Annotated in this window: 27 protein-coding genes and 1 pseudogene; 10 read left to right on the top strand and 18 right to left on the bottom strand. The window is 38.5% G+C overall.

Annotated features, from left to right (window positions below; translation table 11 throughout):
- Nucleotides 1-46: 46 nt before the first annotated feature.
- Together LOS73_RS06065 and LOS73_RS06060 are read left to right on the top strand one after the other, a co-directional pair.
- Complete coding sequence (locus LOS73_RS06065) at nucleotides 47-1,267, top strand: M24 family metallopeptidase (RefSeq protein ID WP_033029765.1); 1,221 nt, start codon at nucleotides 47-49, stop codon at nucleotides 1,265-1,267.
- A 114-nt stretch (nucleotides 1,268-1,381) separates the two neighbouring features.
- Entirely contained in the window at nucleotides 1,382-2,041 is a 660-nt protein-coding gene (locus LOS73_RS06060; RefSeq protein WP_007375570.1) for a DsbA family oxidoreductase, read from the top strand.
- A gap of 86 nt (nucleotides 2,042-2,127) precedes the next feature.
- On the opposite strand, the pseudogene LOS73_RS06055 reads toward LOS73_RS06060, so the two are convergent.
- The 5 genes and pseudogenes from LOS73_RS06055 to LOS73_RS06035 form a co-directional block, all read right to left on the bottom strand.
- Nucleotides 2,128-2,232 (bottom strand): annotated as a pseudogene (locus LOS73_RS06055) (peptidylprolyl isomerase); the annotation flags it as partial.
- Between the two features lie 91 nt (nucleotides 2,233-2,323).
- Entirely contained in the window at nucleotides 2,324-2,809 is a 486-nt protein-coding gene (locus LOS73_RS06050) for an ankyrin repeat domain-containing protein (RefSeq protein WP_033029762.1), read from the bottom strand.
- A gap of 246 nt (nucleotides 2,810-3,055) precedes the next feature.
- Nucleotides 3,056-3,826, bottom strand: coding sequence for an SEL1-like repeat protein (locus tag LOS73_RS06045; RefSeq protein ID WP_007375571.1), 771 nt, complete (start codon nucleotides 3,824-3,826; stop codon nucleotides 3,056-3,058).
- Between the two features lie 459 nt (nucleotides 3,827-4,285).
- On the bottom strand, nucleotides 4,286-4,792 hold the full coding sequence (locus LOS73_RS06040) for a hypothetical protein (RefSeq protein WP_457934674.1): 507 nt from the start codon (nucleotides 4,790-4,792) through the stop codon (nucleotides 4,286-4,288).
- Between the two features lie 340 nt (nucleotides 4,793-5,132).
- Nucleotides 5,133-5,891, bottom strand: coding sequence for a hypothetical protein (locus LOS73_RS06035; protein WP_007375572.1), 759 nt, complete (start codon nucleotides 5,889-5,891; stop codon nucleotides 5,133-5,135).
- A gap of 299 nt (nucleotides 5,892-6,190) precedes the next feature.
- Here LOS73_RS06035 and cysB point away from each other — a divergent pair, with 299 nt between their 5' ends.
- Nucleotides 6,191-7,168: an HTH-type transcriptional regulator CysB gene (cysB, locus tag LOS73_RS06030; protein ID WP_007375573.1), complete on the top strand. Its 978-nt coding sequence runs from the start codon at nucleotides 6,191-6,193 to the stop codon at nucleotides 7,166-7,168.
- A gap of 185 nt (nucleotides 7,169-7,353) precedes the next feature.
- Here cysB and LOS73_RS06025 read toward each other — a convergent pair whose 3' ends face one another.
- The 6 genes from LOS73_RS06025 to LOS73_RS06000 all read right to left on the bottom strand — a co-directional run bounded on the left by LOS73_RS06025 (nucleotide 7,354) and on the right by LOS73_RS06000 (nucleotide 11,732).
- Nucleotides 7,354-7,632, bottom strand: a complete 279-nt coding sequence (locus tag LOS73_RS06025; RefSeq protein WP_002959014.1) for a peptidylprolyl isomerase — start codon at nucleotides 7,630-7,632, stop codon at nucleotides 7,354-7,356.
- 102 nt (nucleotides 7,633-7,734) lie between these two features.
- Entirely contained in the window at nucleotides 7,735-8,157 is a 423-nt protein-coding gene (locus tag LOS73_RS06020; RefSeq protein WP_033029751.1) for a thiol-disulfide oxidoreductase DCC family protein, read from the bottom strand.
- 27 nt (nucleotides 8,158-8,184) lie between these two features.
- Complete coding sequence (locus tag LOS73_RS06015; RefSeq protein WP_033029748.1) at nucleotides 8,185-8,712, bottom strand: response regulator transcription factor; 528 nt, start codon at nucleotides 8,710-8,712, stop codon at nucleotides 8,185-8,187.
- Nucleotides 8,709-9,950, bottom strand: coding sequence for an ATP-binding protein (locus LOS73_RS06010; protein WP_204247256.1), 1,242 nt, complete (start codon nucleotides 9,948-9,950; stop codon nucleotides 8,709-8,711). The genes LOS73_RS06015 and LOS73_RS06010 overlap by 4 nt, the downstream gene beginning before the upstream one ends.
- Before the next feature lie 61 nt (nucleotides 9,951-10,011).
- On the bottom strand, nucleotides 10,012-10,416 hold the full coding sequence (locus LOS73_RS06005) for a nuclear transport factor 2 family protein (RefSeq protein ID WP_007375577.1): 405 nt from the start codon (nucleotides 10,414-10,416) through the stop codon (nucleotides 10,012-10,014).
- An 8-nt stretch (nucleotides 10,417-10,424) separates the two neighbouring features.
- Entirely contained in the window at nucleotides 10,425-11,732 is a 1,308-nt protein-coding gene (locus tag LOS73_RS06000; protein WP_007375578.1) for an amidohydrolase family protein, read from the bottom strand.
- 153 nt (nucleotides 11,733-11,885) lie between these two features.
- Here LOS73_RS06000 and LOS73_RS05995 point away from each other — a divergent pair, with 153 nt between their 5' ends.
- The gene (locus LOS73_RS05995) at nucleotides 11,886-12,965 is read left to right on the top strand and encodes a ketoacyl-ACP synthase III (RefSeq protein WP_007375579.1); all 1,080 of its coding nucleotides are present in this window, start codon (nucleotides 11,886-11,888) and stop codon (nucleotides 12,963-12,965) included.
- 69 nt (nucleotides 12,966-13,034) lie between these two features.
- Nucleotides 13,035-13,421, top strand: coding sequence for an SMU1112c/YaeR family gloxylase I-like metalloprotein (gene gloA2, locus LOS73_RS05990; RefSeq protein ID WP_457934673.1), 387 nt, complete (start codon nucleotides 13,035-13,037; stop codon nucleotides 13,419-13,421).
- Between the two features lie 38 nt (nucleotides 13,422-13,459).
- Here the strand turns inward: gloA2 and LOS73_RS05985 are convergent, their stop codons facing one another.
- Together LOS73_RS05985 and LOS73_RS05980 are read right to left on the bottom strand one after the other, a co-directional pair.
- Complete coding sequence (locus tag LOS73_RS05985; protein WP_096794463.1) at nucleotides 13,460-14,824, bottom strand: leucyl aminopeptidase family protein; 1,365 nt, start codon at nucleotides 14,822-14,824, stop codon at nucleotides 13,460-13,462.
- 88 nt (nucleotides 14,825-14,912) lie between these two features.
- Complete coding sequence (locus tag LOS73_RS05980; RefSeq protein ID WP_033014970.1) at nucleotides 14,913-15,335, bottom strand: hypothetical protein; 423 nt, start codon at nucleotides 15,333-15,335, stop codon at nucleotides 14,913-14,915.
- 105 nt (nucleotides 15,336-15,440) lie between these two features.
- On the opposite strand from LOS73_RS05980, the gene LOS73_RS05975 reads away from it, so the two are divergent.
- The 3 genes from LOS73_RS05975 (at nucleotide 15,441) to LOS73_RS05965 (ending at nucleotide 20,277) form a co-directional block, all read left to right on the top strand.
- The gene (locus tag LOS73_RS05975; RefSeq protein WP_008133839.1) at nucleotides 15,441-15,599 is read left to right on the top strand and encodes an oxidoreductase-like domain-containing protein; all 159 of its coding nucleotides are present in this window, start codon (nucleotides 15,441-15,443) and stop codon (nucleotides 15,597-15,599) included.
- A 336-nt stretch (nucleotides 15,600-15,935) separates the two neighbouring features.
- Entirely contained in the window at nucleotides 15,936-18,593 is a 2,658-nt protein-coding gene (locus tag LOS73_RS05970) for a TonB-dependent receptor plug domain-containing protein (RefSeq protein WP_457934672.1), read from the top strand.
- 250 nt (nucleotides 18,594-18,843) lie between these two features.
- Nucleotides 18,844-20,277, top strand: coding sequence for a tetratricopeptide repeat-containing sulfotransferase family protein (locus LOS73_RS05965; RefSeq protein ID WP_457934671.1), 1,434 nt, complete (start codon nucleotides 18,844-18,846; stop codon nucleotides 20,275-20,277).
- On the opposite strand, the gene LOS73_RS05960 is transcribed toward LOS73_RS05965, so the two are convergent.
- Nucleotides 20,274-21,182, bottom strand: coding sequence for an alpha/beta fold hydrolase (locus LOS73_RS05960; RefSeq protein WP_096794460.1), 909 nt, complete (start codon nucleotides 21,180-21,182; stop codon nucleotides 20,274-20,276). The genes LOS73_RS05965 and LOS73_RS05960 overlap by 4 nt on opposite strands.
- Before the next feature lie 128 nt (nucleotides 21,183-21,310).
- Here LOS73_RS05960 and rlmF point away from each other — a divergent pair, with 128 nt between their 5' ends.
- A complete protein-coding gene (rlmF, locus tag LOS73_RS05955) occupies nucleotides 21,311-22,243 on the top strand; it encodes a 23S rRNA (adenine(1618)-N(6))-methyltransferase RlmF (RefSeq protein WP_457934670.1) in 933 nt (310 codons plus the stop codon).
- A gap of 22 nt (nucleotides 22,244-22,265) precedes the next feature.
- Complete coding sequence (gene ltaE, locus LOS73_RS05950) at nucleotides 22,266-23,270, top strand: low-specificity L-threonine aldolase (protein WP_007375588.1); 1,005 nt, start codon at nucleotides 22,266-22,268, stop codon at nucleotides 23,268-23,270.
- On the opposite strand, the gene LOS73_RS05945 is transcribed toward ltaE, so the two are convergent.
- The 4 genes from LOS73_RS05945 to LOS73_RS05930 all read right to left on the bottom strand — a co-directional run bounded on the left by LOS73_RS05945 (nucleotide 23,244) and on the right by LOS73_RS05930 (nucleotide 26,405).
- Nucleotides 23,244-23,837 (bottom strand): thymidine kinase, encoded by a 594-nt coding sequence (locus tag LOS73_RS05945; RefSeq protein WP_002958996.1) that lies wholly within the window; start codon nucleotides 23,835-23,837, stop codon nucleotides 23,244-23,246. The two genes, ltaE and LOS73_RS05945, sit on opposite strands and share 27 nt — an antisense overlap.
- Nucleotides 23,838-23,896: 59 nt before the next feature.
- Nucleotides 23,897-24,367, bottom strand: a complete 471-nt coding sequence (locus LOS73_RS05940) for a methylated-DNA--[protein]-cysteine S-methyltransferase (protein ID WP_033029723.1) — start codon at nucleotides 24,365-24,367, stop codon at nucleotides 23,897-23,899.
- Nucleotides 24,367-25,719, bottom strand: a complete 1,353-nt coding sequence (locus tag LOS73_RS05935; RefSeq protein ID WP_033029722.1) for a DNA-3-methyladenine glycosylase 2 family protein — start codon at nucleotides 25,717-25,719, stop codon at nucleotides 24,367-24,369. The genes LOS73_RS05940 and LOS73_RS05935 overlap by 1 nt, the downstream gene beginning before the upstream one ends.
- A 74-nt stretch (nucleotides 25,720-25,793) precedes the next feature.
- Entirely contained in the window at nucleotides 25,794-26,405 is a 612-nt protein-coding gene (locus LOS73_RS05930) for a superoxide dismutase (RefSeq protein ID WP_008133824.1), read from the bottom strand.
- Nucleotide 26,406 lies beyond the last annotated feature (1 nt).

Genomic DNA, 26,406 nt, shown 5'->3' with positions numbered 1-26,406 from the left:
TTACCTTGGTATTAATCACACTAGCTAAAAATCCAAGGAGAAAAACATGACCACCATAGGTATAGGTACACAATCAAGCGAGCAAGCGCTGGCAAGCCTAAGTAACATGACGCAAACGCTGACCCCTATCGCAGCTGACGAACATTTAGAGCGCATAGCCAAGGCTCAAGCGTATATGCTAGCAAACAACATAGATGCAATTTATTTAAACGCTGGCACCAACCTTACCTACTTTACAGGCATGAAATGGTACGCGAGCGAACGTATGGTTGGCGCGATATTACCCGCCCTTGGTGAAGTACAATACATTGCGCCTTATTTCGAAATTGGTTCACTAAACGGGTTTAAAGTAATAGATGGGCCTATTCATGGGTGGCAAGAGCACGAAAATCCTTATGCACTTTTTGTCGAAGTATTAAAAAAGTTAAACATTAATGAAAACGCAACTATTGGCATTGATGAAAGCGCACAATTTTTTATATTCGACGGCATTAATAAAGCACAAATGGGTTTAACCCTCATAAATGCACAACCTGTAACGGCGCATTGCCGTATGCATAAATCAGTTCATGAACTTAGCTTAATGCAACGCGCGATGGACATGACCTTAGCCGTACATCAAGCCACAGCAAGCATGCTTTATGAGGGAATAACCACCACCGAAGTAGAAGCTTTTATTAAGCAAGCACACCAAAAAGTAGGTGCACCAGGTAACTATTTTTGTATTGTTTTATTTGGTGTTGCAACGTCTTTCCCGCACGGTGTTAAAGATGCCCAAATACTTAAAAAAGGCGATATGGTACTAATTGATACTGGCTGTAAAGTACACGATTACCTATCAGATATAACCCGTACCTATGTATTTGGCGAACCAACAATGCGCCAACGTATGTTTTGGGATCATGAAAAAGCAGCGCAAATGGCGGCATTTAATGCAGCTAAAATTGGTGCTACGTGCGAAGACGTTGACGCGGGCGCACGTAACTATTTAGCAGCGCAAGGGCTAGGCCCGCAGTACCAAACACCGGGTTGCCCGCATCGAACGGGGCACGGCATTGGGCTAGACATTCATGAATGGCCATATTTAGTTGGCGGTGATAAAACCCCACTTGCCCCTGGCATGTGCTTTAGTAACGAACCAATGTTAGTTATACCCGATGAATTTGGCGTGCGTTTAGAAGATCATTTTTACATGACCGACAACGGCCCTCATTGGTTTACACAACCAAGTTATAGCATTGACGACCCATTTGGGCTTAACGCTTAAAACTGAATACCTTCAAGAGCAGCTGTTTAGCTGCTCTTTTTAGTTTGGTATTGATAAAGTGCAGTTCATCCCAATATCCCCTGTTATACCAAAGCAATCCTCAAAAGGATAAATATGAAAAACTTTAAAATTGATATCGTCTCAGACGTAATGTGCCCTTGGTGTGTAGTGGGTTATAAAAACCTAGAAACTGCACTAGAGCAACTCAAAGACGAAATGAGCGCAGATATTACGTGGCATCCTTTTGAACTAAACCCAGATATGCCAATTGAAGGTCAAGACTTAAACGAACATTTAATGCAAAAGTACAACCTAACAGAAGAGCAAGGCGACGAAAATCGTAAAAACATGTTCGAAGCAGGAAAGCGTGCTGGATTCACCTTTAATTTTGATGGCAAACGCATCATGATCAACAGCTTTGATTTGCATCGTTTATTAATGTGGGCACGTGAAGAAGGTAAGCAAACCGAATTAAAACTTGCCTTTTTTGAAGCGCACTTCACTGATTTAAAATACTTAAATCAAGAAGAAGCACTACTCGACGTTGTTGAAAAAGTAGGTCTTGATAAAGAAACTGCGCGCGGTATTCTACATTCAGACAAATACGTACAAGACGTACGCCAAGAGCAAGACAACTTTAAACAAATGGGTATTACGTCAGTACCTACATTTATCATAAACGATAAGTATGCACTTACTGGCGGACAACCAAGCGAATCATTCATTCAAGCACTAAAACAAATTAGTGAAGAAGAAGCCAAGCAAGACGCTTAATATACAAATAAAGTTTAAAACTAAAAAAGGCTGCTTATTGCAGCCTTCTTCTATATAGCGCAGACTACTTCTTACTTAAAAATAAACTAAGTACGATAAAGTACTTTAATTACATGCCAGCCAAATTTGGTTTTAACTAGGTGGGGTTCTAAAATTTCGCCTTTAAATGCAACCTTATCGAACTGTGGTAGATATTAAGCAAGACAGGCACCTATTTTTAACAAGCAAAACTATCCTAATTAAGATGGGTGCCACGTTAATTTTTTATGAAACTACTTAACCTTACAAAGAGTTAGCACAATCAATATATTTATTTGCCATTTTAAACAATTGAGTATGTTCAGAGCTTGTCATTTCTAATAGTAACTTTAACATTTTTTTGTCCTTAGCACTTGTAGCAACAAATATTGGGCTTTCTATAAATCTCCGTTTTGAAAATAAGGATATGTCGTTACTTAGCAAATACCTGACACCTTCATAGTTTGAACGATAAACAGCCATATCAAGCAAAACATCCCCATATTTATGAAAAATATTACTTTTTTCAAATTCCATTTCATTATTCATCAGTCTCTTCAATACCTTACTTGGGAAATCATACTCCCTCATAAGTTCATGTCCCAATTCTCGTCGGGCAAGTTCGCCGACCTCACTCAAGTCAGCCGTTTGAACCATCTCTGCATACTTTGAGCAAGACCAGACATTATTTGCACACAGTAAAAGTATTGGGACAATATATTTTACTAATCGTATGTTACCAAGGGACATAATCAACCTATACTCCTGTAATTCTGTGGTATTTGAACTGATGTTTTACTGGTATATAAGTGGGCGCAGACAAGCCTAAAATTAAGATGGGTGTCACGTTAATTTTTTCGCATTAATGCGTACAAGTATCCCAGAACTAATGCTGGTAATATTTGTGATTTCCTCACTAACACTACCTTTACCAACAGCAACAATTGAACCAGTAAAAATAACTATTATAACAAAAAAGCAAAAAGAGACCTGGACCTATTTATTTTCATTAAGTATTTTTATTGCATATTCATGTCCATTTTCAGCCGCTTTTTTTAAATAATAATCCGCATAAATACTATTTTTTAACGGAGAGTCTCGCAGGCCGTATACTCCAAAAAAAAGATAATATAAGTTCTTATACATATCATTTGAAAAACCTTGCTTATCAGCTCTGTTTGATAGATAAGAAACCATTTTAAATAGTGATTCTGAATCATTCTTTTTCATTGCTTCATCTAAAGTCAATTGACCGAATAATATAGCAGCCTCATCATCACCCACATCAGATGCTTTACGTAAGGAATTTTTTAGAAAAGCAATATCACCATATTTTCCAAGTTGATATGCATAATATAAATTTACACTAGAATCTAAAATACCTTCCTCAAAAGATAACTCTAGTAGCTTGGTACCTTTATATACATCTTCTGCTTTTTCACTTGTAATTAAAAAACTACCCAGAATATGCTTTGCTCTTATATTCCCTAAATCCGATGAAATTGAAAGCATTTTTCTAGCTTCTTTATAATCTGGATTTTGGTTGTATGCTCCCAAATATAAAATGTAACCAGACAGAAAATACGCAGTGCTGTCATTCTGCAATATCCCTTGTTCTAGTATATTAGAAACATCTTTCCATTCGAGTTCCTGTTGTGCGTCAATATCATCCTTTATCAACTCTAAAGTAACATTCTCACTACAATTACCCTTTGCTTGATGGCAAAAAAATACTACTAACAATATAAAAAATAAAAACTTACTCAATTAATCCCCCAGCGGTCCCTTAGACTGATTATAAAACGACTCTATGAAAGCACTGCTTATTACGTTAAAATTTTCTACTACAGGATAACTATAACTCATATAGCCTTCAGCAGTTCCAATGGTAGCTGAAGCTTCAACTCCAACGTACCCCATACAAGAAATTAGGATGACAGCCATCTTAATTTAACCACAAAACTGTGCCACTAAATTTAACCTTTTTGGCAAAGATTTCATCTTTTTTACTCCGTTCTTCGCTAAGAAAATTAGGATGGATGTTAACGTTATTTTTTTATCGTCAACATACAGTAATAAAGGAGGTGTTATTATTCACAGTAGTATAAAGGACTTAACTTCAACCCATCCTCTTCGGTTCCCGTAAATGATTTTCACCACATAAAATTATGCAGGGTGTCATCATTATTTTTTATCACCTAAAGACAAAAAATCTAACTCTATTATTTACTTTTTCTTGAAGCTATAAATAAAATAAAAATTATCACTTTTTTTATGTAAGCATAGGCCCTCTTTAGAAATAGGGTTACAAGCGCTTATGAAGGTATTTTTATCTATATTATCCTTACTCTTGCTCGCTATAGCATAGGTAAACTTAAAGTCTTTGTTATCTTTTCTAATAACCTCTAAACCATAAATCCCATATGAGTTTCTTTTTCCAGATAAAACCCCAATTTCATTTGCTACCTTAGTGATCTCATATAGCTCCAAATCGATTTTTTTTAAATCACTACTGACTAAGGGAAAGTTGCTTCCTGCTATATATTCATTTGGGTTTTCTTTTAAATATTTCAATATTGCAATTAATTCTTTATGATTATTAGAAACTATTTTAGAAGCTATATTTTCACTTTCTAAAATTAAATTATCTCTTATACGTTCGTAATTTTTATCCGCTCCACATGACACTAATAGAAAAAAACTGAACAATATGTAAAGTCTAAAAATCAACATGACTTACCCCCTCCCATTTTTCATATTCTGCCCATATTGGAACCTAAAAACGCCCCACCAAAATTAGGATGACAGCCATCTTAATTTAACCACAAAACTGTGCCACTAAATTTAATCTTTTTGGCAAAGATTTCATCTTTTTTACTCCGTTCTTCGCTAAGAAAATTAGGATGGGTGTTAGATTTATCATTCGAGTACCGATTACCTGTAACAACACGACAAGCTAATCAAGCATTTTAGCTGAGGGGTAGGCTGAAATAAAAATATAAAAAGCCAGAAAGTTTCTGGCTTTCAAATAACAATTTAAGATGAAAGGATGCTTATCGCTGATAACACATATTTACCATTTCTTTTTAGGAGCAAATAATATATCCAAGTCGTCCTGCTCTTGTTCGTTTTTCTTTTTAAGCGCATTAGCATTTGATGCTCGAAGCTCTACACTAATTGCTTCTAGATAACCTTCCACTTCTTGACGTTTAGCTGAAACATATTCATCTGAATAAGTCACTCCGTTAAGAGTAACTTGGGCTTTTTCAAAATATTGCCTAGCAGAACCTACCATGTTTGCCGAACGTGCTGATAAACCGCGTTTTATTTGGCTTTCTATATTGATACGAAGTTGAAGCTTTTCTAATCGTTTATCTTCAACCGTAAACACTTGGCTATCAACTCGCCCTTTATTGTGTTCTGAGCGTAACACTATGCGTAATTTTTTTATACCTTGGATAAGACTTACAAGCTGTTTGTCGTTACTCGGTAAAGACAGCGAGTCATTATTATTGCCTTGAACAGGTTGCGTAAGATGCTCTTTTGCTTCACTTAACCTATTTTTAAGCGCCTTTGAACCAGTGGAATTTGCCACCATAGTTTTCAGCGCTTCATAAACACGGCGTTGTAGTACGCGAATAATAGGTTCGGACAAAGGTATGTTGGCGCTATTCACAAGTGCCTCTTCAGTCTCTTCTATTATCGCCTTTTGCTTTGTAAGCTCTTTGCGACGTTCGCCTTCTTGTTTCTCTTTGTGTTGCTGTACAGCACTTACCCAAAGCGCAATCACAATAAGTGCGACTATGAGCACAATAATAATTGAAACGATCATAGTGTAATTCTCGGATTCATATCTAATTTTTTAATCTTACATTAAATATATACTAACAGGGTAGCTTTGCGCTGTTTAACTTATAAATATGCTAAAAAAGCATTACAAGGAGGACCTATTATAAGATTATCTCGGATAATCATTGCTATCTGAAGCATATTTATTGTGCTAGCCTTAGATCCCAAACAGATAAATGTGTATGCCTAAAACTCAAGGTGAATTTTAAAATTAAAAACGCTTGGGTTTAACACGTATTACCTTTATAAATTATATGAATAACAACGTTAAAATATGCAGCTATGAAATTACAACAACTCAGATATATCGTAGAAGTACAAAATCATAAATTAAATGTTTCAGCAACTGCTGAAAGTTTATTTACCTCTCAACCTGGTATTTCTAAACAAGTACGTATGTTAGAAGATGAGTTGGGTGTACAAATTTTTGGCCGCAGCGGTAAACATTTAACCCATGTGACGGGCGCTGGCGAAGAAATAATTAATATTTCCCGAGAAATACTTTCCAAAGTAGAAGGCATAAAAGCGGTTGCAAATGAGCATACATTACCAGATCAAGGTAAGCTTAATATTGCAACAACTCACACGCAAGCCCGCTACGCTCTTCCGAGTGTTATTCAAGGATTTATGAAGAAATATCCTGCGGTTTCACTCCATATGCACCAAGGTACACCACAACAAATATCAGACGCAGCTGCTCGTGGCGACGCTGATTTTGCAATTGCGACTGAGGCACTTCATCTTTATTCAGATTTGGTTATGTTGCCATGCTATCACTGGAATCGCAGTATTGTTGTTGCAAAAGACCATCCTCTTGCGAAAAAAGTAAATAATTTAACTGTTGCCGACATAGCGCAATATCCGCTCATTACTTACGTATTTGGCTTTACGGGTCGCTCAGAACTAGATAAAGCATTTAGTGCACATGGTCTTGAACCCCATATTGTATTTACAGCAACCGATGCTGATGTAATTAAAACCTATGTTCGTCTAGGGTTAGGGGTCGGTGTAGTCGCTTCAATGGCAATAGATCAAATAAGTGATACCGATTTAGTCTGTATTGATGCGAGCCATTTATTTGAGGCAAGTACCACTAAAATTGGATTTAGAAAAGGCAGTTTTTTACGCACTTATATGTATGACTTCATTGAGCGTTTTGCACCGCACCTAACAAAAGAACGTGTTGAACGAGCAAGTTTATTGCGTAACCAAGATGATGTAGATAAATTATTTGCAGATATCGAATTACCAGTTAAGTAATCAATAATTTAATTAGTTAAAAACCGCGTAGATATAAAATGCGGTTTTTTTTAATACTTTATAATAGTAAACAACCCAAAATTTTAGGTTAGCGCGTGTTTATCTTCAAAGGTTAAATTTACAGCGATGTGGTCATCTCCCATATACAAGCAATCACAACGCGTAAATACCAAAAAATCATTTTATTACGTGCGATAAAGTACTTTAATTACATGCCAGCCGAATTTTGTTTTAACTAGGTGTGGCTCTAAAATTGCGCCTTTAAACGCAATTTTGTCAAACTGTGGGACCATTTGTCCGCGTCTAAATTCACCTAAGTCACCGCCTTTTTTACCCGATGGGCATGACGAATACTTTTTAGCTAAGGTTTGAAACTTTGCACCTTTACCTAATTGCTTAATAATATCTTCTGCAATCTCTTTGTGCTTAACCAAAATGTGAAGTGCATGTGCTGTGTTTGCCATGAAAAAAGCCTTTTATACCGTTAGCTAAAATTAAACGCGGCGATTTTAACACAACCTCATAAACCTAGCATCTACTTATACTGCAGTGTATTAACCACTAATTTATAAATAATGTTTAGCATCCTCTGGGTTGGGAATTCTGCAATACTGATATTTACCAAATAAGGTATACCTATTCAAAGCAACCCTATCGTATAACCAATTATTAAACCTATTTGGCAAAATACTAAATACGTTTACTAGCTTATATGGGTAACCTAGCTGCTTAACAACGTTAAAAAAAGCATGGCTTTGCGTATACGCTTTGCCGTTTTCTAGGTAAACCATTGAAGCATATTCAATTGTTGAAAAACCAAAATGCGTTAACAACAGTTCCCCTTTTGGAGATTGCACGCTGCATAATTTAAAAATAGTATTAGTGTCGTGAGTAATAATAAAGTTACACCACGCGCTGCAAAGCTTACATTGCGCATCAAATAAAATAATTTTTTGATTTTGCATTAATATAGCTGCATCATCGCTCATAACACTTTCCTTAAATTAAGTACTAAATTACTGCTGCACCGGCTTTTTTTGTAACTTGCGCTGCAAAGTACGTCTATGCATATTAAGTTGCCTCGCGGTAACCGACACATTGCCATTATTACTGTGTAATACTTGTTGAATATGCTCCCACTCTAAACGCTCTGGCGACATAACCGCATCATCAATAACATTCGATGCCGATGCCACAGGCTCGGTGTTAAGCGCTTTTAATAATGTTGCCATATCAACCGGCTTAGTAAGGTAATCGTTTGCGCCTAACCGCATTGCCTCTACTGCGGTTACAATACTTGCAAACCCAGTTAGTAAAACAATATGAGTTTGGGGGAGCAAACTACGCAGCGGCTTTATGAGTGCAAGTCCGTTATCGTCACCTAGTTTCATGTCTAATAAAATAAAGTCGGGCAATAGTTTACGCGCGGTAAGTAACGCATCACTTTGGTTATGCGCCACCTCGCAGGTAAAGCCTTGTTTAGTTAAGCGCCTTGCCAGTGTGCAGGCTAAATTAATGTCGTCTTCAATTATAAGTAACTTCATGAGGCGTTATCCTCAGTGTTTACAATAGCGAGTTTAACTTTGGCGACAGCGCCGCCATCAGCATGGTTAAACAAAGTAAGTGAGCCATTTAAACGCTCAAAAGTAACGTTTGATAAAAGCACAGCAAGCCCCATTCCCTGATCGCTTGGCATAAGTTGCCCGCCAAGCTCTGCTAATTGCGATGATGAAAAGCCACGGCCAAAATCGCGAATTAACAAGTAAACGCATTCACTATGTAAGTTATCTTGCTGCCAACTCAACTCTAATTGAGTTTGGCCTTGTTTTTGATTAGCTAGCGCGGCGTTTTGCAATAAATTTAAAATAGCAGGCAATAACATCGCATCACTCAATAGCGTTGCCGCAATAGGTGGCGTAATCCATTTAATTTGTTGATCAGGGTATTGCAGTAAAAGTGTATCTGTAATTTGTGTTTGCAGCTGCTTTGCCGTTACATGCTCTTGTGAATTTTTAAGGCGTAACTGCCTTGAGAGCTTTCTAAAGTCGTTAAGTTGTGTACTGCACTGAGTAAGCGGCGCTTGCATGTGCTTAACAATAGGGTTGTTTGGTTGATCTTCTAATAACTCTTCAAACAGTAACTGTAAGTTTGCAATTGGGGTCGCTAGTTGATGGGTTATTTGTGCTGCGGCCCCATCAAGGGTAACAAGCTGTTCATTACGCAATTGTTTTTCACGCACGTTTGCAATAATTCGCTCTCGCTCTTTAAGTGCCCTGCTCATTGCGCCAATAACAAGTGCAATTACGCTGGCACTTAAAACAAAATTAACCCACATGCCAATAAAATGACCACTCATATTCATTTGATGCATACTGTGATCGGGCATCTTTATAAGTAAAAAACTGTATGCGGCAATGGCTAATACCGCAATATAAGCTAATCCTTTTTCTCGCAGCGTAACAGCAGCGATCATTATCGGGAGCAATAACAGTGATACAAATGCATTGGTCGCACCGCCGCTTAGCGATAGCAAAACCGTTAAAAATAATACATCAGCGGTTAACTGCATCAACATACCCAAAGGTTTAGCACGGCTTACATTTCGATAAGCAAATAGGCTAATAAGCTGAAACACAGCCTCAACGGCAATAACAATAAGTAAAGGCAGTAATGCAATTTGATGTTCTAATAAAAAATAAACGCTAAGCACCGCAATTAATTGCACGGCAATAGCGCCGCTTCGCAGCATTAATAGTCGACTAATGGTGGGGTCGGTACGCATTAACAAGAGGTAATTGCCCAATCAAATGTTTAATAAGGTTATTTTAACGGTTATGTGATTTTTAATCATCATCCATCGAAATTGAAAAAGGTGCACAAGGCGTTCCTTGGTGAAACACCATTTTCCATTGCCCGTTAGTTTGCCGCCAAAGCGACATACGCAATGAATAATTAAACTCAGCGCGAGCAGAGCGCCTATAAGCTGCTTGATAACTAAGTTGCACTACATCATCGCTCAGCATTCGGCCCTTAAAATGCTGATTATAAAACTGTGGCACAACCTCGGTAGGTAAACGAGTTAGTACTTGGTATTTATTAAATGTAGTGCCATTGGCAGCAATTTCGATAAATTCATCATCGAGTAAAGCATCTAATGCGCGCTCAGATTGGCGAACTTCTGGGTCTAGTAACTGGCGCTCAGCGTCAATCAAATGATTAAACAACGACACTTTTATTTTGCTGCTCATAACCTTCCCTATTGTTTATAAACTTGCCCAGCTTTCATAACAAATTGTACGTTTTTAAGTACGTCGATATTTTTAAGCGGTGAGCCATTCACACTGATAATATCTGCTTGTTTACCAACACTCAAGTCGCCAATGAGTGCGCTTTGCCCCAGCAGTTTAGCTGCATGTATGGTTGCTGATTTAATAGCTTGGGCTTCGCTCATACCATTGTTTACCATTAAACTAAATTCGTTAGCATTAAGCCCATGACGCGACACCCCAGAGTCTGTTCCAAAAGCTATATTAACCTTGTTTTTCAGTGCAAGTTTAAACGAAGCCTGCATTTTTGGAGTCACTTCACGCACTTTGTCGGCTATTGCCGGTGGCATATTTGGGTTTGTAAGCACCTCTTCACTGACCGTTGCCCCCGCTAAAAGCGTCGGTACTAAATAAGCCCCCGTTTTTTTAAATAACTTTATTGCCTCTTTATCTAAATAAGAGCCATGCTCAATAGAATCCACACCGGCTTTTAAGGCCGCTTTTATACCTTGTGTACCGTGTGCATGGGCTGTAACTTTACGCCCTAAGTGGTGAGCCGTATCAACTATTGCAACCAGCTCTGCATCTGTAAGTTGTTGGTTAACACCAGCAGCGGTATTACTTAGTACTCCACCCGTGGCAGTAATTTTAATTACATCAGCACCACTTTTAATTACCTCGCGTACCGCACGGCTACAATCATCCGCGCCATTACAAATACCAATCCCGCCTGTAACCGCATCTGTAATATCTTTTCGATATCCGTGCATATCTGCGTGTCCACCGGTAGGCGATATTGTATTACCCGCTGCAAAAATGCGAGGGCCGTTAATATCATTTCGCTCAATAGCGCGTTTTAGCGGAAATATTACTTTGTGATCGCTACCTAAATCTCGCACTGATGTAAAACCCGCATCGAGCGTACGTTGTAAATATTTAATTGAGCGCAAAGCATAATCCGCATCGTATTCTGTTGCCCAACGGTGAGGATTTGCTTTAGCATCTCGCTCAAACGTAACGTGAACATGCATATCAATAAGACCAGGCATTACAAATTGATTTTTAAGATTGATAATATCGGCATCAGGTAGGTTAAGTTCTGCTTTTGTGAGGTAGCCGTTTTTAATGGCTGTTATTGTATTATCTGTTATGACTAACGTTTGCTCTGTTTTTACTTTTTGATCCTCGGATGCAAGTAAACTGCCCGCATAAATAATTTTATGCTGTTGAGCAAAAGCCCCATTTGCTATTAATGCCAGCGTTATTGCAGTGAATGTTGTTATTAGTGTTGTTTTCATACTTGCTCCTTTTTTATACTAGCATTACCTTAAATAACCTGTAATTGCGAATATTTACGATACAAAGCATGCTATAAACTAGTCTTGAAAGCCGTTTTTTGGTATAACTCCCCCATAATTAACACATGTCAGACCACCTTAAGAGAACATACTATGCCTTACGCACATATCACTGGTTGGGGTAAATGCATTCCACCAGCAAGCATTAGCAACGATGAAATTAGTGAAATAGTTGATACCACCGACGAGTGGATAACCACGCGTACAGGCATTAAATCTCGCCGAGTGAGCCATGTAAGTACCGCCGAGCTGGCAACTGTTGCTGCTAAGCATGCTATTGCGTGCGCAGGCGTTGATCCTAAAGATATTGATTTAGTGATATTAGCAACCTGTACACCTTCTACTGTTGTGGCAAATACCGCCTCACAAGTGCAAAAAAATATTGGTGCAACAGGCGCTGCCGCAATGGATACAAACGCTGCATGCTCGGGCTTTTTATATGCGTTGCAAGCTGCAACAGCACAAATTCAAGCGGGTATGATTAAAAAAGCAGTCGTCATTGCCGCTGAGCGTATGACCTGGTACGTAAACTGGGCACGTCGCGACAGCGCTGTTTTATTTGGCGATGGCGCAGGTGCAGTAGTACTTGAAGCGGCAGATACCCCAGCTGGTCTACTTGGTACCAAAACCGGTTGTGACAGCGAAGACCGCGATATTTTACACATCACCAACTTTGGTAGCGATTTAAATAAGTATGAGCCAATTGGTCCATCTGATTTATTATTTGAAGGTCGTGAAATTTTTAAACGTGCTGTAAAAGGTATGAGTGAAGCTTGCGACGACGTACTGAAACAGGCCAACTTAAGCCTTGACGACATTAATGTACTCGTTCCACACCAAGCTAACTTACGTATTATTCAGGCTATTCAGCATCGCTTAAAAGTACCTGACGAAAAAGTAATGGTTAACATTGGTGAGTATGGTAATACCTCTGCTGCGACTATTGCTATTGCGTTATGTGAAGCCGTTGAGCAAGGGTTAATTAAACCGCATTCAAACATTATGTCTGCAGCATTTGGTGCAGGCCTTACATGGGCTGCAAGTTACATAAAATGGGGCGAACGTGTAACGCCTATTAGTGTAAGCGATGCTGCTTTACCGCCGTGTGATAAAACTGGTTTAGAGCTAGTAGCACCAGCAGTTAAAGCATGTAAAGAAGCCGAGCAAAGCTAACGCAGCATATAATAAGCCACATTTAAAACGCACTTATTTAAGTGCGTTTTTGCTTTTAAGGAATTAAATTTGAAACTTTTAGGTATTCACCACGCCGCGATTATTTGTAGTGACTATGCACGTTCTAAACACTTTTATAGCAATGTACTTAAACTTAACGTTATTAATGAGCACTTTAGAGCTGATCGTAATTCATATAAATTAGATTTAGCCATGCCCGATGGTAGCCAAATAGAGCTATTTTCGTTTGATGGTTCGCCCGAAAGACCCAGCTATCCCGAAGCAAAAGGCTTAAGACATTTAGCTTTTAAGGTAGCGGATGTACAGATTGCAAAAACGTATTTAGAGTCGTGCGATGTAAACGTTGAGGATATTAGAGTGGATGAAATAACCGGCAAAAAGTTTACCTTTTTTGCCGATCCAGATAACTTGCCACTTGAGCTTTATGAGGTTTAAAACTCATAAGCTCAAGTTCTTACTATTGAATCAAAAACTTATTTATTAAAACGATTTTGTAAGTAGTTAAATACAGCACGAATACCTAATGCTTCACCACCCGTTGGACGACCTGGTAATGCACGTAAGTTCCACGCCATTACATCAAAATGTACCCACGGTGTTGTTGGTTCAACAAATTCTTTTAAGTAAAGCGCTGCGGTAATAGCACCACCAAACGGTGTACTTGCACAGTTTGCCATATCGGCTACATCACTTTTTAGTAAGTTTTTGTATTGCTCAAACAGCGGAAGTTGCCAAACAGGATCATGGACACTTAAACCTGCATCAATAATACCGTTTGCTACATCGCGCTCTGTTGAGAAAAAGCCCGGAAGCTCCGTGCCTAACGCAACACGACATGCACCCGTGAGGGTAGCAAAATCAATAATTAGCTCAGGATTATCGTTTTGTGCTTCGCTTAATGCATCACACAATACTAAGCGCCCTTCTGCGTCTGTATTATCAATTTCGACCATAATGCCTTTGCGTGTTTTAACAACATCGCCCGGGCGAAATGCATTTCGCGATACCGCATTTTCAACCGCTGGTACAAGCACTCGTAATCTAATTGGTAAGTTAGCTGCCATAATAAGCTGCGCTAGTGCAATTACGTGCGCCGCGCCGCCCATGTCTTTTTTCATGTTACGCATGCCAGAGCTCGGTTTTAAATCAAGTCCGCCTGAGTCAAAACATACGCCCTTACCGACTAGTGTAATTAATGGAGCATCTGTCGCGCCCCATTTTAAATCAAGTAAACGCGGTTTATTTTCGCTTGCACGACCCACCATATGAATAGTCGGGTAGTTTTGCTCTAGTAACTCATCGCCAACCCACTGTGAAAATTCGCCATTGTAAGTTGCAGCTAAATCTTCCATAACTTGCGATAAATGTTGCGGCATCATATCAACCGCTGGAGTATTAACTAAATCACGTGCAAGTGTAATGGCATCAGCTTGTTGGCTAATGCGTTCATATAACGCTTTATCGCTAATGGCTAATTGCGCCTTTGCTGTTGGTTTTTCTTTATATTCACTAAACTCGTAACCACCAAGTACAAACCCTAAAGCAACCTGCTCAACAAAAGCACTGTCGCCTTGAATTTGATAAGTACCTGTAGGAAGTGTATTTGCTAAATTACCCGCAGCCCAAAAGTCATCGCTACTTTGCATTAAACAAAATACCTGGCTTAACTCGCCAGTGTTAGCATCGGGAATAAGGGCTAGCCCTTGCTTTTCAAAGCCCGTGTTATTTAACCAGTTTTGTATAAATGCAGGTTGCTGAGTTTGCCAGTCAGATAATTCGTTTTTTAAAATAAAAGATAAAGGAATACCAGAAGATGTATGACGTAGTAATGCACTCATTAAATAGCTCGTATAATATAAAAATGGTACTTAAGAGCATATCAATAAGCGCACCTAAAAGGTATCGCTAATTTAACGGTTTGTAAGATTACTTTTTAGTCTGTTTTTTTTGAGTTTCTTTTTGATTTTCTTGATTAATTTCTGCGTCGAGCTCTTTAATTGATTTGTTCATGTTAAAGGAGCTAGGTAGTACATCCACCCCAACTAAACCTCCTAATTTAACCACTAAGGGAATAGTGATAGGCGCAAATGGTAATACAGCAAATACACCCAAGCCAAGGCCCTTTAAAATATCGACAAATTGTTCGTTGGCACGCTTTAACTCAGCTTGATTTGTTTGTCCTTGCGTATAGCGCCTATAAATAGAAAGCATTTCTTTTGTTTCTTGTTTTTCTTGGGCGAGTGCGATTTTAAGCGCCACCATAGCACGGCGAAAACGCAGCTGTTGGCGTTTTTTACTAATTTTAACTACCCGCCAAGGTGCACGGTGAATAACTTTATATAATCGCATAACATGCATTTTCACACAGGCATCCATGTTCACAAAGAATAATTTACTTGATTCGCCTCATCTACTATTATTTGCACCAAACTAGTGCCGAATAAATTTATTTCCATGTTCAAAGAAAATACTAAAAATATTTTAAAACCTGAAAAACCAAAATCTGATGAATGTTGTGGCGGAGGCTCTTGCTGCCCGTGTGTATGGGATACATACAAAGAAAAGCTTAAAAAATGGCAGCTAACACAACCCAAAATAGATACAGTTAATTAACAAAGCCGACAGTTTAACAACCTGTAAAATGCATTAACTTCCCTTAAAAACACCATATTGCACTTAATTAGTCCACTTTACTTCTTATAACGCACCACTCTAGCTGCTTTTAGTTAATTTAAACTTTTGTTATTTAATAGTTAATTAATAATTGCTCTCGTTGTTTTTTATGTATAGTCTGTAATTAGGACTTCACTAGATGTGAGCTAAAACTCTAAGGGGTCAAGTAATTAAACTTCCTCCTAACATCCACTGTATTCCAGTCCAAAAATATAAAATAAGTAATACTTACAAAGTCTTACTAAACAAAAATTATTCTAACTGGGGAAAATTAGAATGAAATTAAAAAACAACGTACTAAATCAGGCAATTAAGTTTGCGCTAGCAACCACTACCGCTGGTTTATTCATCTCAAGCTCTGCTATTGCTGCAGATGAAGAACAAGCAAAGGCTAAAGTTAATAAAAATGTTGAAAAAATTGCTGTAGTAGGTACGCGTTCAGCTCCACGTTCAATTGGTGATTCACCGGTTCCTATCGATATTATTGGTGGTGAAGAGCTTGAAAAGTCAGGTAATACTGACATGCTTGAGCTTTTAAAAGGTGCAGTGCCATCTTTCAATGTTCACCAAAACCCTATTAGTGATGCAGCATCACTTGTTCGCCCAGCAAACTTACGTGGCTTACCATCAGACAGCACATTGGTTCTTTTAAACGGCAAACGTCGTCACCGTGCTTCTGTAATCGCATTTTTAGGTGGTGGTATTAATGATGGTGCACAAGGTGCTGATATCTCAGTTATCCCTAGTATTGCAATCAAGCAAGTAGAAGTACTTCGTGATGGTGCTGCAGCTCAGTATGGTTCTGATGCAATTGCAGGTGTAATGAACTTCCAACTTAAAGACGCGTCAGAAGGCGGTAAATTAGAAGTTCGTCACGGCCAATACTACGAAGGAGATGGCGATACAACTCAAGTATCGGGTAACATTGGTTTACCGTTTACCGACAACGGTTTTGCTAACTTAAGCTTTCAATACAAAACATCTGATGCAACTAGTCGCTCTGTACAGCGTCCTGATGCTGCTGGACTTGCAGCAGCCGGTGTTCAAGACGTATCGCCTTTAGCTCAAGTTTGGGGCGCACCAGAAGTCGATGATGATATTTCAATTTTTGGTAATGTTGGATTAGAGCTAACAAACGATTCTGAATTTTACATGTTTGGTAACTACTCTGAGCGCGATGTACGAGGTGGCTTCTATTATCGTAACCCTACATCTCGACCAGGTGTATATGGTGGTAACATTCGCGATGTTAATGGTGTAAATATGCGCCGCCCTGGTGATGACAACCCTGATGGACAAACTGCTTGGGATGCTGCTACACCTACTGTTTTAGTTGGATCTTTAGACGGTTATGACGCTCAATTAGATTGTCCAGTAGTAGAAATTCAAGCTAACGGTGCACCAGACCAATCTGCAATAGATTCACTAACTTCTGCTAATTGTTTTGCATTTAATGAAACACTGCCTGGCGGTTTCACACCTAACTTTGGTGGTAACATTACCGATACTTCCTTAACAATTGGTACTAAAGGCATGTTTACTGGTGGTTTCTTAAAAGATGCACTTTATGACATTAGTGGTACGGTTGGCTTTAATGAATCTCGCTACTTTATTTACGATACAGTTAATGCGTCATTAGGCTTAGACTCACCACGCGACTTTAGTCCAGGTAAATACTCGCAACTAGAGAAAAACTTCAATTTAGATATTTCTAAAGGATTTGATTTTGATTTAGCATACGATGTAAATATTGCCGGTGGTTTAGAGTGGCATGAAGAAACATTTACAGTAACATCTGGTGATGTAGCGTCATTTACTGCAGGTGAGTTTACTGAGCAAGGTTTTGGTATAGGTTCTAATGGTTTCCCTGGTTTTAAACCATCTGACGCGGGTGAATACACTCGCCGTAACTACGCTGCATTTGTTGATATTGAAGCCCCATTTACTGAAGATTTTTTAATGGGCTTAGCTTTACGTTTTGAGGATTACGACAGCTTTGGCACAACAACAAACTATAAAGTTATGGCGCAGTACCATGTAACGGAAGATTTAAACGTGCGCGGCTCTATTAGTACAGGCTTTCGTGCACCAACGGTTGGTCAAGCTAATGTAAGTAACGTACAAACAAGCTTAGACAATGGTGTATTACAAGATTCAGCACTACTTCCACCAACAAACCCAATTGCGGTACAATTAGGTGGTACAGAGCTTGAGCCAGAAGAATCTCAAAGCTACACGTTTGGCGCTGTATACACTATTGGTGATGTATTTTTAACACTAGATTACTACAATATCCAAGTAGAAGATCGTATTAGCCAATCAGATAAAATAAACTTAAGCCAAGCAGATAAAGATACACTTGAAGCAGCGGGCGTACCTAATGTACAGAGTCTTGCACAAGTAAGCTTTTTCACGAATGACTTTGATACAACAACACAAGGTATCGATTTAGTTGCAAACTATACAGCTGAATTAATGGGTGGTAGCTCTACATTTAGCCTTGCTTACAACTGGAATGATACTGAAGTAACTCAATTTAGTGATATTACTGGTGCATTTAAAGTTAAGCGTTTAGAAGAAGACTTACCTAATCACCGTGCTACTTTCACATTGTCTCAACAGTGGGAATCTATCTCTGCATTTGCTCGTGCAAATTACTACGGCGAATACCAAGGCGTTCACGTAGATTACGATGCAACAGCAAAAACTGCTGACGCAGCTGTAACTATTGATGCTGAAATTACTTACTTCATGAATGAGTCAATTAGCTTCTCGGTTGGTGCTCAAAACTTATTTGATCAGGATGCTGAAAAACTTGATTTTGCTGAAGCAGCTGGCGCACCAAATAACAACTGGGGTGGTAAGTATTACGAAACATCTCCGTTCGGTATTAATGGTGGCTTTTACTACGCTAAAGCAACATACACGTTCTAATACTTTTACATAAAGAATTGGAGGCGAAATGTTAAGACATTTCGCCTTTTTTATTTTATAGTAAATAAAAAATAATACTGAGCAATACCAATTGCATTGAATAAGTGTTCTATTATAGCGCTCAGAAAATAGCGTAATAACAAGGCGAAAACTATGATATATAGTTGCTCTATATGAATAATTTTTAACGCAGTGAGTACGCTATTTAATGCGATAGAATGATTATTTTTTTAATAAAATTGGTATAACTATGCTACTCAAAAAAGCTAATCAGTTACTACAACAAAACATGCTCAAAGAAGCTGAGTTTCACTATAAGACACTATTAAAAAGCAACCCTGAAAATGGTGAGGCTTTATTTGGCTTAGGCAGAATTGCCTTACGACTAGAACGTTACGACGCTGCTGTATACCTACTCCAAAAAGCGTGTGAGCGCATGCCTCATATGCTTGAGCCACTGCATGCACTAGCCGATGCGTTTAATGGTGTCAACTCACCAAAAGATGCACTTACTGTGCTTGAATATGCAAAAAGTCTAGCAAATAATAACCCTGAACCTCATTACTACTTAGCTCAGCACTATTTAACACATGGCGATTTAAATAAAGCACATACCACATTTGCACACGCATTGAGTATGGGGGTTTACCCCGTAACTGCTTATATTTTATTTGAGTTAGTTCAATTAGGCCGCTTTGACAAAGAACACAACTACATAAGTAATCTGCATCATTTATTAATGCAAACAGATAATTTACGACTCAAAATGGTGTGTTATTACGCACTCGCTAAAAGTTACGATAAACTTGAAGACATTGAACAAGCATTTAATTACTTTGTACTAGCAAATAAACTACAACGAAAATTAAGTAACTTTAATACTCAAGAGCTTGAACCTTTTTACGGCGAAATAATTAAACACAATACCAATGCCTTTATGCGAAAACGTGATAAAAATTTTACAACTAATATCGCGCCTGTCTTTATTATTGGCATGCCTCGAAGTGGCTCTACCCTTGTGGAGCAAATGTTGGCAAGCCATAGCCAGTTTTCGAGCCTAGGAGAGAGTACGAGTATTAGTAATAACGCAGTTGCTTTTATCGAACAAAAAACGGGAGTTACTTACCCGCAATGTTTAGCGCATTTAACGCCGGATTTAATCAAAAAAGCCCGCGAAATGTATATCACAACATTAAAAACAGCATCGCCCATCAGCCCTTTTATAATAAATAAACTGCCAAGTAACTACCTATCTCTTGGACTTATTTATGTCCTTTTTCCAAATGCCAAATTTATAAACTTAACGCGTGACTTTAATGCCACCGCATTTTCTATCTTCACTAATTACTTTGCTGAAAACGAGCCTTATTTTTGCTCACTACCTGAGTTTAAGCTTTATCATAAGTTGTATGAAAAACTGATGAGCCATTGGTATTCCTTTAAAGAGATGCCAATTTATGATGTCAATTACGAAGCATTAATAAACAACCCAAAAGGTCAGCTAACTACATTACTTAACTTTTTAGGTTGTCAATATGAAGATGGTTGTTTAGCATTTCATAAGCGTACATCAGCTGTTACTACGCTTAGTAAGCATGCCATTCGAAAGCCTGTTAATAATTCAGCACTTACAAAATGGGAACGCTATAGAGCGCCTTTGCTTAAATTGCTTGATGAGAACTAGTTAACTGAATGTACTTTAAACCAATTAAGTAAATCTTTAAATTGATCATCGCGGGCACTCGGATGGGTAAGCATATTAATATGGTCGTAATCAAAATTATGCCCGTGTTTACGACCGTAAATTCGCATTTGTTGAATGCCTGGCCCCGATTCGTCCATAAATTTTTGAATATCGATTGGCTGCGCTAATGCTTTATCTTTTACCGCAGCAATATGAAGTGTTGGCGGTAAATGCAGGCTGTTTAGCGCTTTTGCATAATCAAAATTATCATCAGAATCTATCCATGGCTTCTTTTTAGCCCATTGCATACTTTGATAATGCGACTTTTGAGTTTCATTATCGCTTCCCCACTTATAACCTTTAGCATTTAAATAGCCATGCTTTTTAGCAAGTAAAGGTGCCATAAAATACCAAATTAAATTGGCTTGTAATAATTTTTGAGGATGATTATTAAATAAAGAACGCTTAGAGCCAAAATACACACACGCTTTTACATCATTAATATATTCTGGAAAGCGTGCAAATACACTGTTCATCAATACCCCGCCCCAAGAGTGAGCAACCCAGTAGTCAGGCTTTTTACCTTCAATCAACTCTATTTGCTTAATAAAGGCTGGGATATCTTCTAAAATGGCCTCGGTTTGCCCGTATTTAGCGTCACTTGAAATAACCGGTTTACTATCACCTCGGCCACGTAAATCAGCCACATAACATCTATACCCATGCTCAGCCAAAAAAGGGGCAAGTCCTTTATTGGAGTGCGTGTAAAAAATTTTACCGTTTTCTACAGCTCCATGCATAAAAAATACGACAGGCCCTTGCTGATTTTCATCACTGATACGGCGTAAATGAAGTGTTTGTTGATCAGCTAAATTGATAATTATTGATTGCTGAGAAATTGCCACAGTTATTCCTTTTTATTATTTTCAACTCATCCTACCAGCAATATTAAATATACCAAAGGAAATGTCTGCACTTTACCCATCAGCATTTGTTACACTTACGTCATTATATCTGTTGTTAAAATGAAGCCATGAAAGAAAATAAAACACGTTCAAAATTACACCCTCGCAACCTACATAAAAATGGGTACGACTTCGATTTATTAACAACAGAGCACCCTGCTCTACTGCCATTTGTTATAATCACACCTGCAGGGACTAAAAGCATTGATTTTAGTGATAACAAGGCTGTTAAAACACTTAATCAGGCTCTTTTAAAAGCGCATTATAATATTGATTTTTGGGATATACCCGAGCATAACTTATGCCCGCCTATACCTGGGCGTGTTGACTATATTCACTACTTGGCCGACCTATTAAGTGATGATAATCAACAACAAACACCTCTAGGTAGACAAATTAAAGTGCTTGATATTGGCACTGGCGCTAACTTGGTTTATCCACTTACGGGTACAAGTGAATATAAGTGGCATTTTACAGGGACTGATATTGATGCAGCCTCAGTAAAAATAGCAAAGCAAATTGCGCAGTTTAATGGTTTAAAAATAACCCTAAAACAACAAAAAAACGCATCACATATTTTTAAAGGCGTTATTAATCAAAAAGATCTATACCACTTAACACTCTGTAACCCGCCGTTTCATGCAAGTGAAGAAGAGGCAAGTAAAGGCAGTGAACGTAAATGGAAAAACTTAGGAAAAACACCCAGTAGCACGCTTAACTTTGGTGGTCATAATAATGAATTATGGTGCGAAGGCGGTGAAGTACAGTTTATCTCTAATATGATTAAAGAAAGCGAAGACTTTGCAGAACAAGTACTGTGGTTTACGTCGTTAGTCTCTAAAAAAGACAATATTGCAGCGCTTGAAGAAGTGTTAAAAGCTCACCCAATAGCACAGTATAAAATAGTTGATATGGCACAGGGTCAAAAAATTAGCCGCTTTATTGCATGGAGCTATTTTGATAAAGAAACTCGTGAACAAATATGTAGCGAGCTTGATTAAGCTATAAAAGGAAAAGCAAACCATGATAGATTTTCGCTCTGATACGGTTACAAAACCAACAAAAACAATGCGCGATATTATGTACAACGCACCGGTTGGTGACGATGTATATGGTGATGATGAAAGCGTTAACCAGTTAGAAATCTATGCGTGTAAGCGTTTTAACTTCGAAGCCGCACTTTATTGTAGCTCAGGTACACAAGCGAACTTACTTGCGTTAATGGCGCATTGTGAGCGTGGTGACGAATACATATGTGGCCAAAATGCTCACAATTATAAGTTTGAAGGTGGTGGCGCAGCTGTTTTAGGCTCTATTCAACCACAACCTATCGAAAACGATGCTGATGGCAGTATCCCTTTTAATAAAATAGCGGCGGCTATAAAACCAGACGATTGCCATTTTGCAAAAACGCGATTGCTCAGCTTAGAAAATACCATTGGCGGAAAAGTACTCCCGCTTGAGTACTTAGCCCAAGCTCGCGACTTTGTTGATATGCATAATTTAGCACTGCACTTAGATGGCGCACGTGCGTTTAATGCCGCTGTTGAGCTAAATATTGATATCACTGAAATCACAAAGCACTTTGATTCAGTTTCTATTTGTTTATCAAAAGGTTTGGGGGGGCCCGTAGGCTCTTTATTATTAGGCTCACCAGCACTTATTAATAAAGCAAGACGATGGAGAAAAGTACTTGGTGGCGGTATGCGCCAAGCCGGAATGCTTGCAGCCGCTGGGCAGTTTGCACTTGAGCACAATGTAGAGCGCTTAAAAGACGATCATGAAAATGCACGTTATTTGGCTCAAAAGCTAAGTGAAATAAGTGGCTTTACTGTCGATATGACTAACACCACTAATATGGTTTACGCAACTTACGCTGGTAATATAAGCATTGAAGAGGTTGCTAAAGCCCTTAAACAACAAGGTATATTATTTAGCCCAAGCAAGCAGCTTAGGCTAGTAACGCATTTAGATATAACCCGCGAAGGTATTGATATATTTTTAAATGCTTTGTCGGCCCATATTTAACGCGGCTTTATAATGTTTGCGGCATACCGAGACATATCGGTCATTGCCGCCAATTTCTACTTGGTTACCATCGGCTATTGCTTCACCATTTTCATCGGTACGCAGTACATGGTTTGCTTTACGTCCGCAGTGGCATACAGTTTTAAGCTCAATTAACTTATCAGCCCACGCTAGCAAATATTGCGAGCCTATAAATAGCTCGCCTCTAAAGTCGTTACGCAAACCATAACACAATACCGGTATACCTAATTCATCAACTACATCGGTTAATTGCATTACTTGTTCTTTTGATAAAAATTGGCATTCATCAACCAATACACAATGGCGTTTTTTATCATTATTGAGTGATTGAATAAGATCAAAAACATCTTTACTAGCATCAAAAACATGCGCATCTGCTTGTAAGCCAATACGAGATGATACTTTACCCACACCTTGCCTATCATCAATGGCTGCGGTGAGGATCACAGGTTCCATACCACGCTCTTTATAGTTAAATGCCGATTGTAATAACGTGGTTGATTTACCTGCATTCATTGCAGAGTAGTAGAAATATAATTGAGCCATTGCTGTGCCATTTTATAAAAAGTGCGCTTATGCTACCTTAATATTAAATTAATACCAATTCACATTAGCCCTTCATGTTTTAATAACCACCGTTTTCTATCCAAGCCTCCCGCATAACCCGTTAACTTTGCGTTAGCACCAATGATCCGATGACACGGAACAATAATACTAATCGGGTTTTTACCATTCGCAGCGCCTACCGCTCTCACTGCTTTGGGGTTGTTGAGTTGGTTAGCAATATAGCCATATGTTTGCGACTCCCCAAAAGGTACTGTTAATAACGCCTGCCATACACTTTGTTGAAATACTGTACCGTTTGTATCAAGTGGTACCTCAAAAGTAGTGCGTTTTTTTGCAAAATACTCGTTCAATTGCACAGCGCAAATAAGCACCGCTTTGTTAGTGACTTGCTCAAATGGCGTATGAGAGTGCTCAACTGGTGGATAAAACCCAACATAACTCACACCTTTATCGGTTGCTTGAATAATAATATTGTCTATTGGGCTTGGTATTTTTGTTTGAATTATCATTACAATTGCTGCCAAAGTTGAAACGTTAAGTAAGAGCGAAAAGGAGCGCAATGAGCAGGCTCAAAAGGGTTTGCTGCCGCTTGTGCTTTTTTAACACCTAAGTCGCCATCAAGTAGTATATCGGGTTGGCTTTGTCCTCGCAGCTTTGCATAGTTTACCGTCCAAGGGCCAATTCCTTTTAAACTAAGCCATTCGTCTAAATCATCATTTTGAGGGTTTAACGCACAAAATTGCGCTAAGTTATGCAGCGCATTTTTACGCGCCTGTGGCATTTTAAAAAATGTAAAATCACTATTAGCAACAATTTTAGCCGTAGGAAAATAAATGGCATCGCCCTTTTTTTCGCCTAATTCATCAACTAACTTTGTTACTAAATTATGCGCCGCAGTAACACTTACTTGTTGCCCAAGTACCGCCCTTATACCGGCTTCAAAGCTTGACCAAATTCCTGGAAGCCTGAGCCCCTCGCACACTGTAAATGCATTGTTTGTATTAGCGCTTAAATGCGTTTCAATTAAATTAATATCGGCATCCAAATCAAGTACACGACGTATATTATTTATTACTGGTTGCAGATGACGCGTATTATCTATGTCAATAGACACCCTAAAGTGGTTTTTACTCGCTATAAATTCAGCGGTAAAGCTTCCTTTATATTCCTCACTTGCAAAAGTACGCCCGTAACTCGTTTGCGTTATCCACTCCATTGGTTTTATCAAACGCCTTTGTAAAAAACACTGCAAAGCAGGCCAATTATAAGGCGGCCTAAATGGTAAAGTTAATGTGAGTGTTGACGTTGGTTTTTTATCGCCACTGCGTAGCTTCGAGGGGGCTATATTTAACTGCTGTAAAAATGCATCATTAAAGCGCCTAATGCTTTTAAAGCCAGCGGAAAAAGCTATTTCTGTCATTGGTAGGTTTGTTTCTTGAATCAGTTTTTTAGCAAAATGGCATTGATTGAATAACCTATATTGTGTAATAGACACACCAAAATATTGTTTAAATAAACGTCTTAAATAGCGACTACTAATACCTAAACGACCTGCTAATTTTTCGCAGTCATGTTCATCATTTTGATCTATTAATTGTTTTGCTCTCAACGCGGTAGTTTTTGTCCCCTGCCACGCTGCACTGCCAGGTGCACTATCAGGTCTACATCGAATACATGGCCTAAAACCATCTTGCGCTGCATTGTGCGCAAACTGATAATAAGCCACATTCTTTTCATGAGCCGTTGGTGCCGGACAAATTGGTCGGCAATATATTCCAGTGCTTTTAACCGCTACATAAAAAAGACCATCAAAACGAGGGTCTCGACTTTGACGTGCTTTTTGCCAATGTAAAAATTTCATAAACGGCTCTACAAAGTAATTTAATAGAGCCTAGCTTATAGAAAATAAACTGTATTACTAGCCATATTCGGCACTTAACCAATAGCAGCTAAATAGCGATTTTGTACTTCAGCCCAATTAACCACATTATAAAAAGCAGCAATATATTCAGGGCGTCTATTTTGATATTTTAAATAATACGCATGCTCCCACACATCAAGGCCTAATATAGGTGTATTACCCTCCATTAAGGGACTATCTTGATTAGTACTGCTTTGTATAACTAATGACCCATCAGGTGCTACACAAAGCCATGCCCAACCACTGCCAAATTGACTCACAGCCGCTGCAGTAAACTTTTCCTTAAATTGATTAAAACCACCAAGCTGCTCATTAATTGCTTGTGCCATAATATCACTTGGCTCTCCTCCTCCGTGGGGACTCATGACTGACCAGAATAAGCTATGATTTAAATGCCCACCAACATGCTCCTGCACTGCTTTTTTTAAATCATTTGGTAAGCCATTAATCTCTCTCAATAACTTTTCGGCATCTAAATCAGCAAACGGTGTATTCGCTAAAGCAGCATTAGCTTTATTGATATAGGTTTGATGATGTAAAGTATGATGAATATGCATTGTTTTACCATCAATATGAGGCTCAAGCGCATCGTACTCATAGTTAAGTGCAGGCAAAGTAAAAGCCATA

Source organism: Pseudoalteromonas sp. SCSIO 43210 (assembly GCF_054133285.1).
Note: the sequence above shows the minus strand (reverse complement) of the source record. Positions and strands in the feature narration are given on the sequence as shown.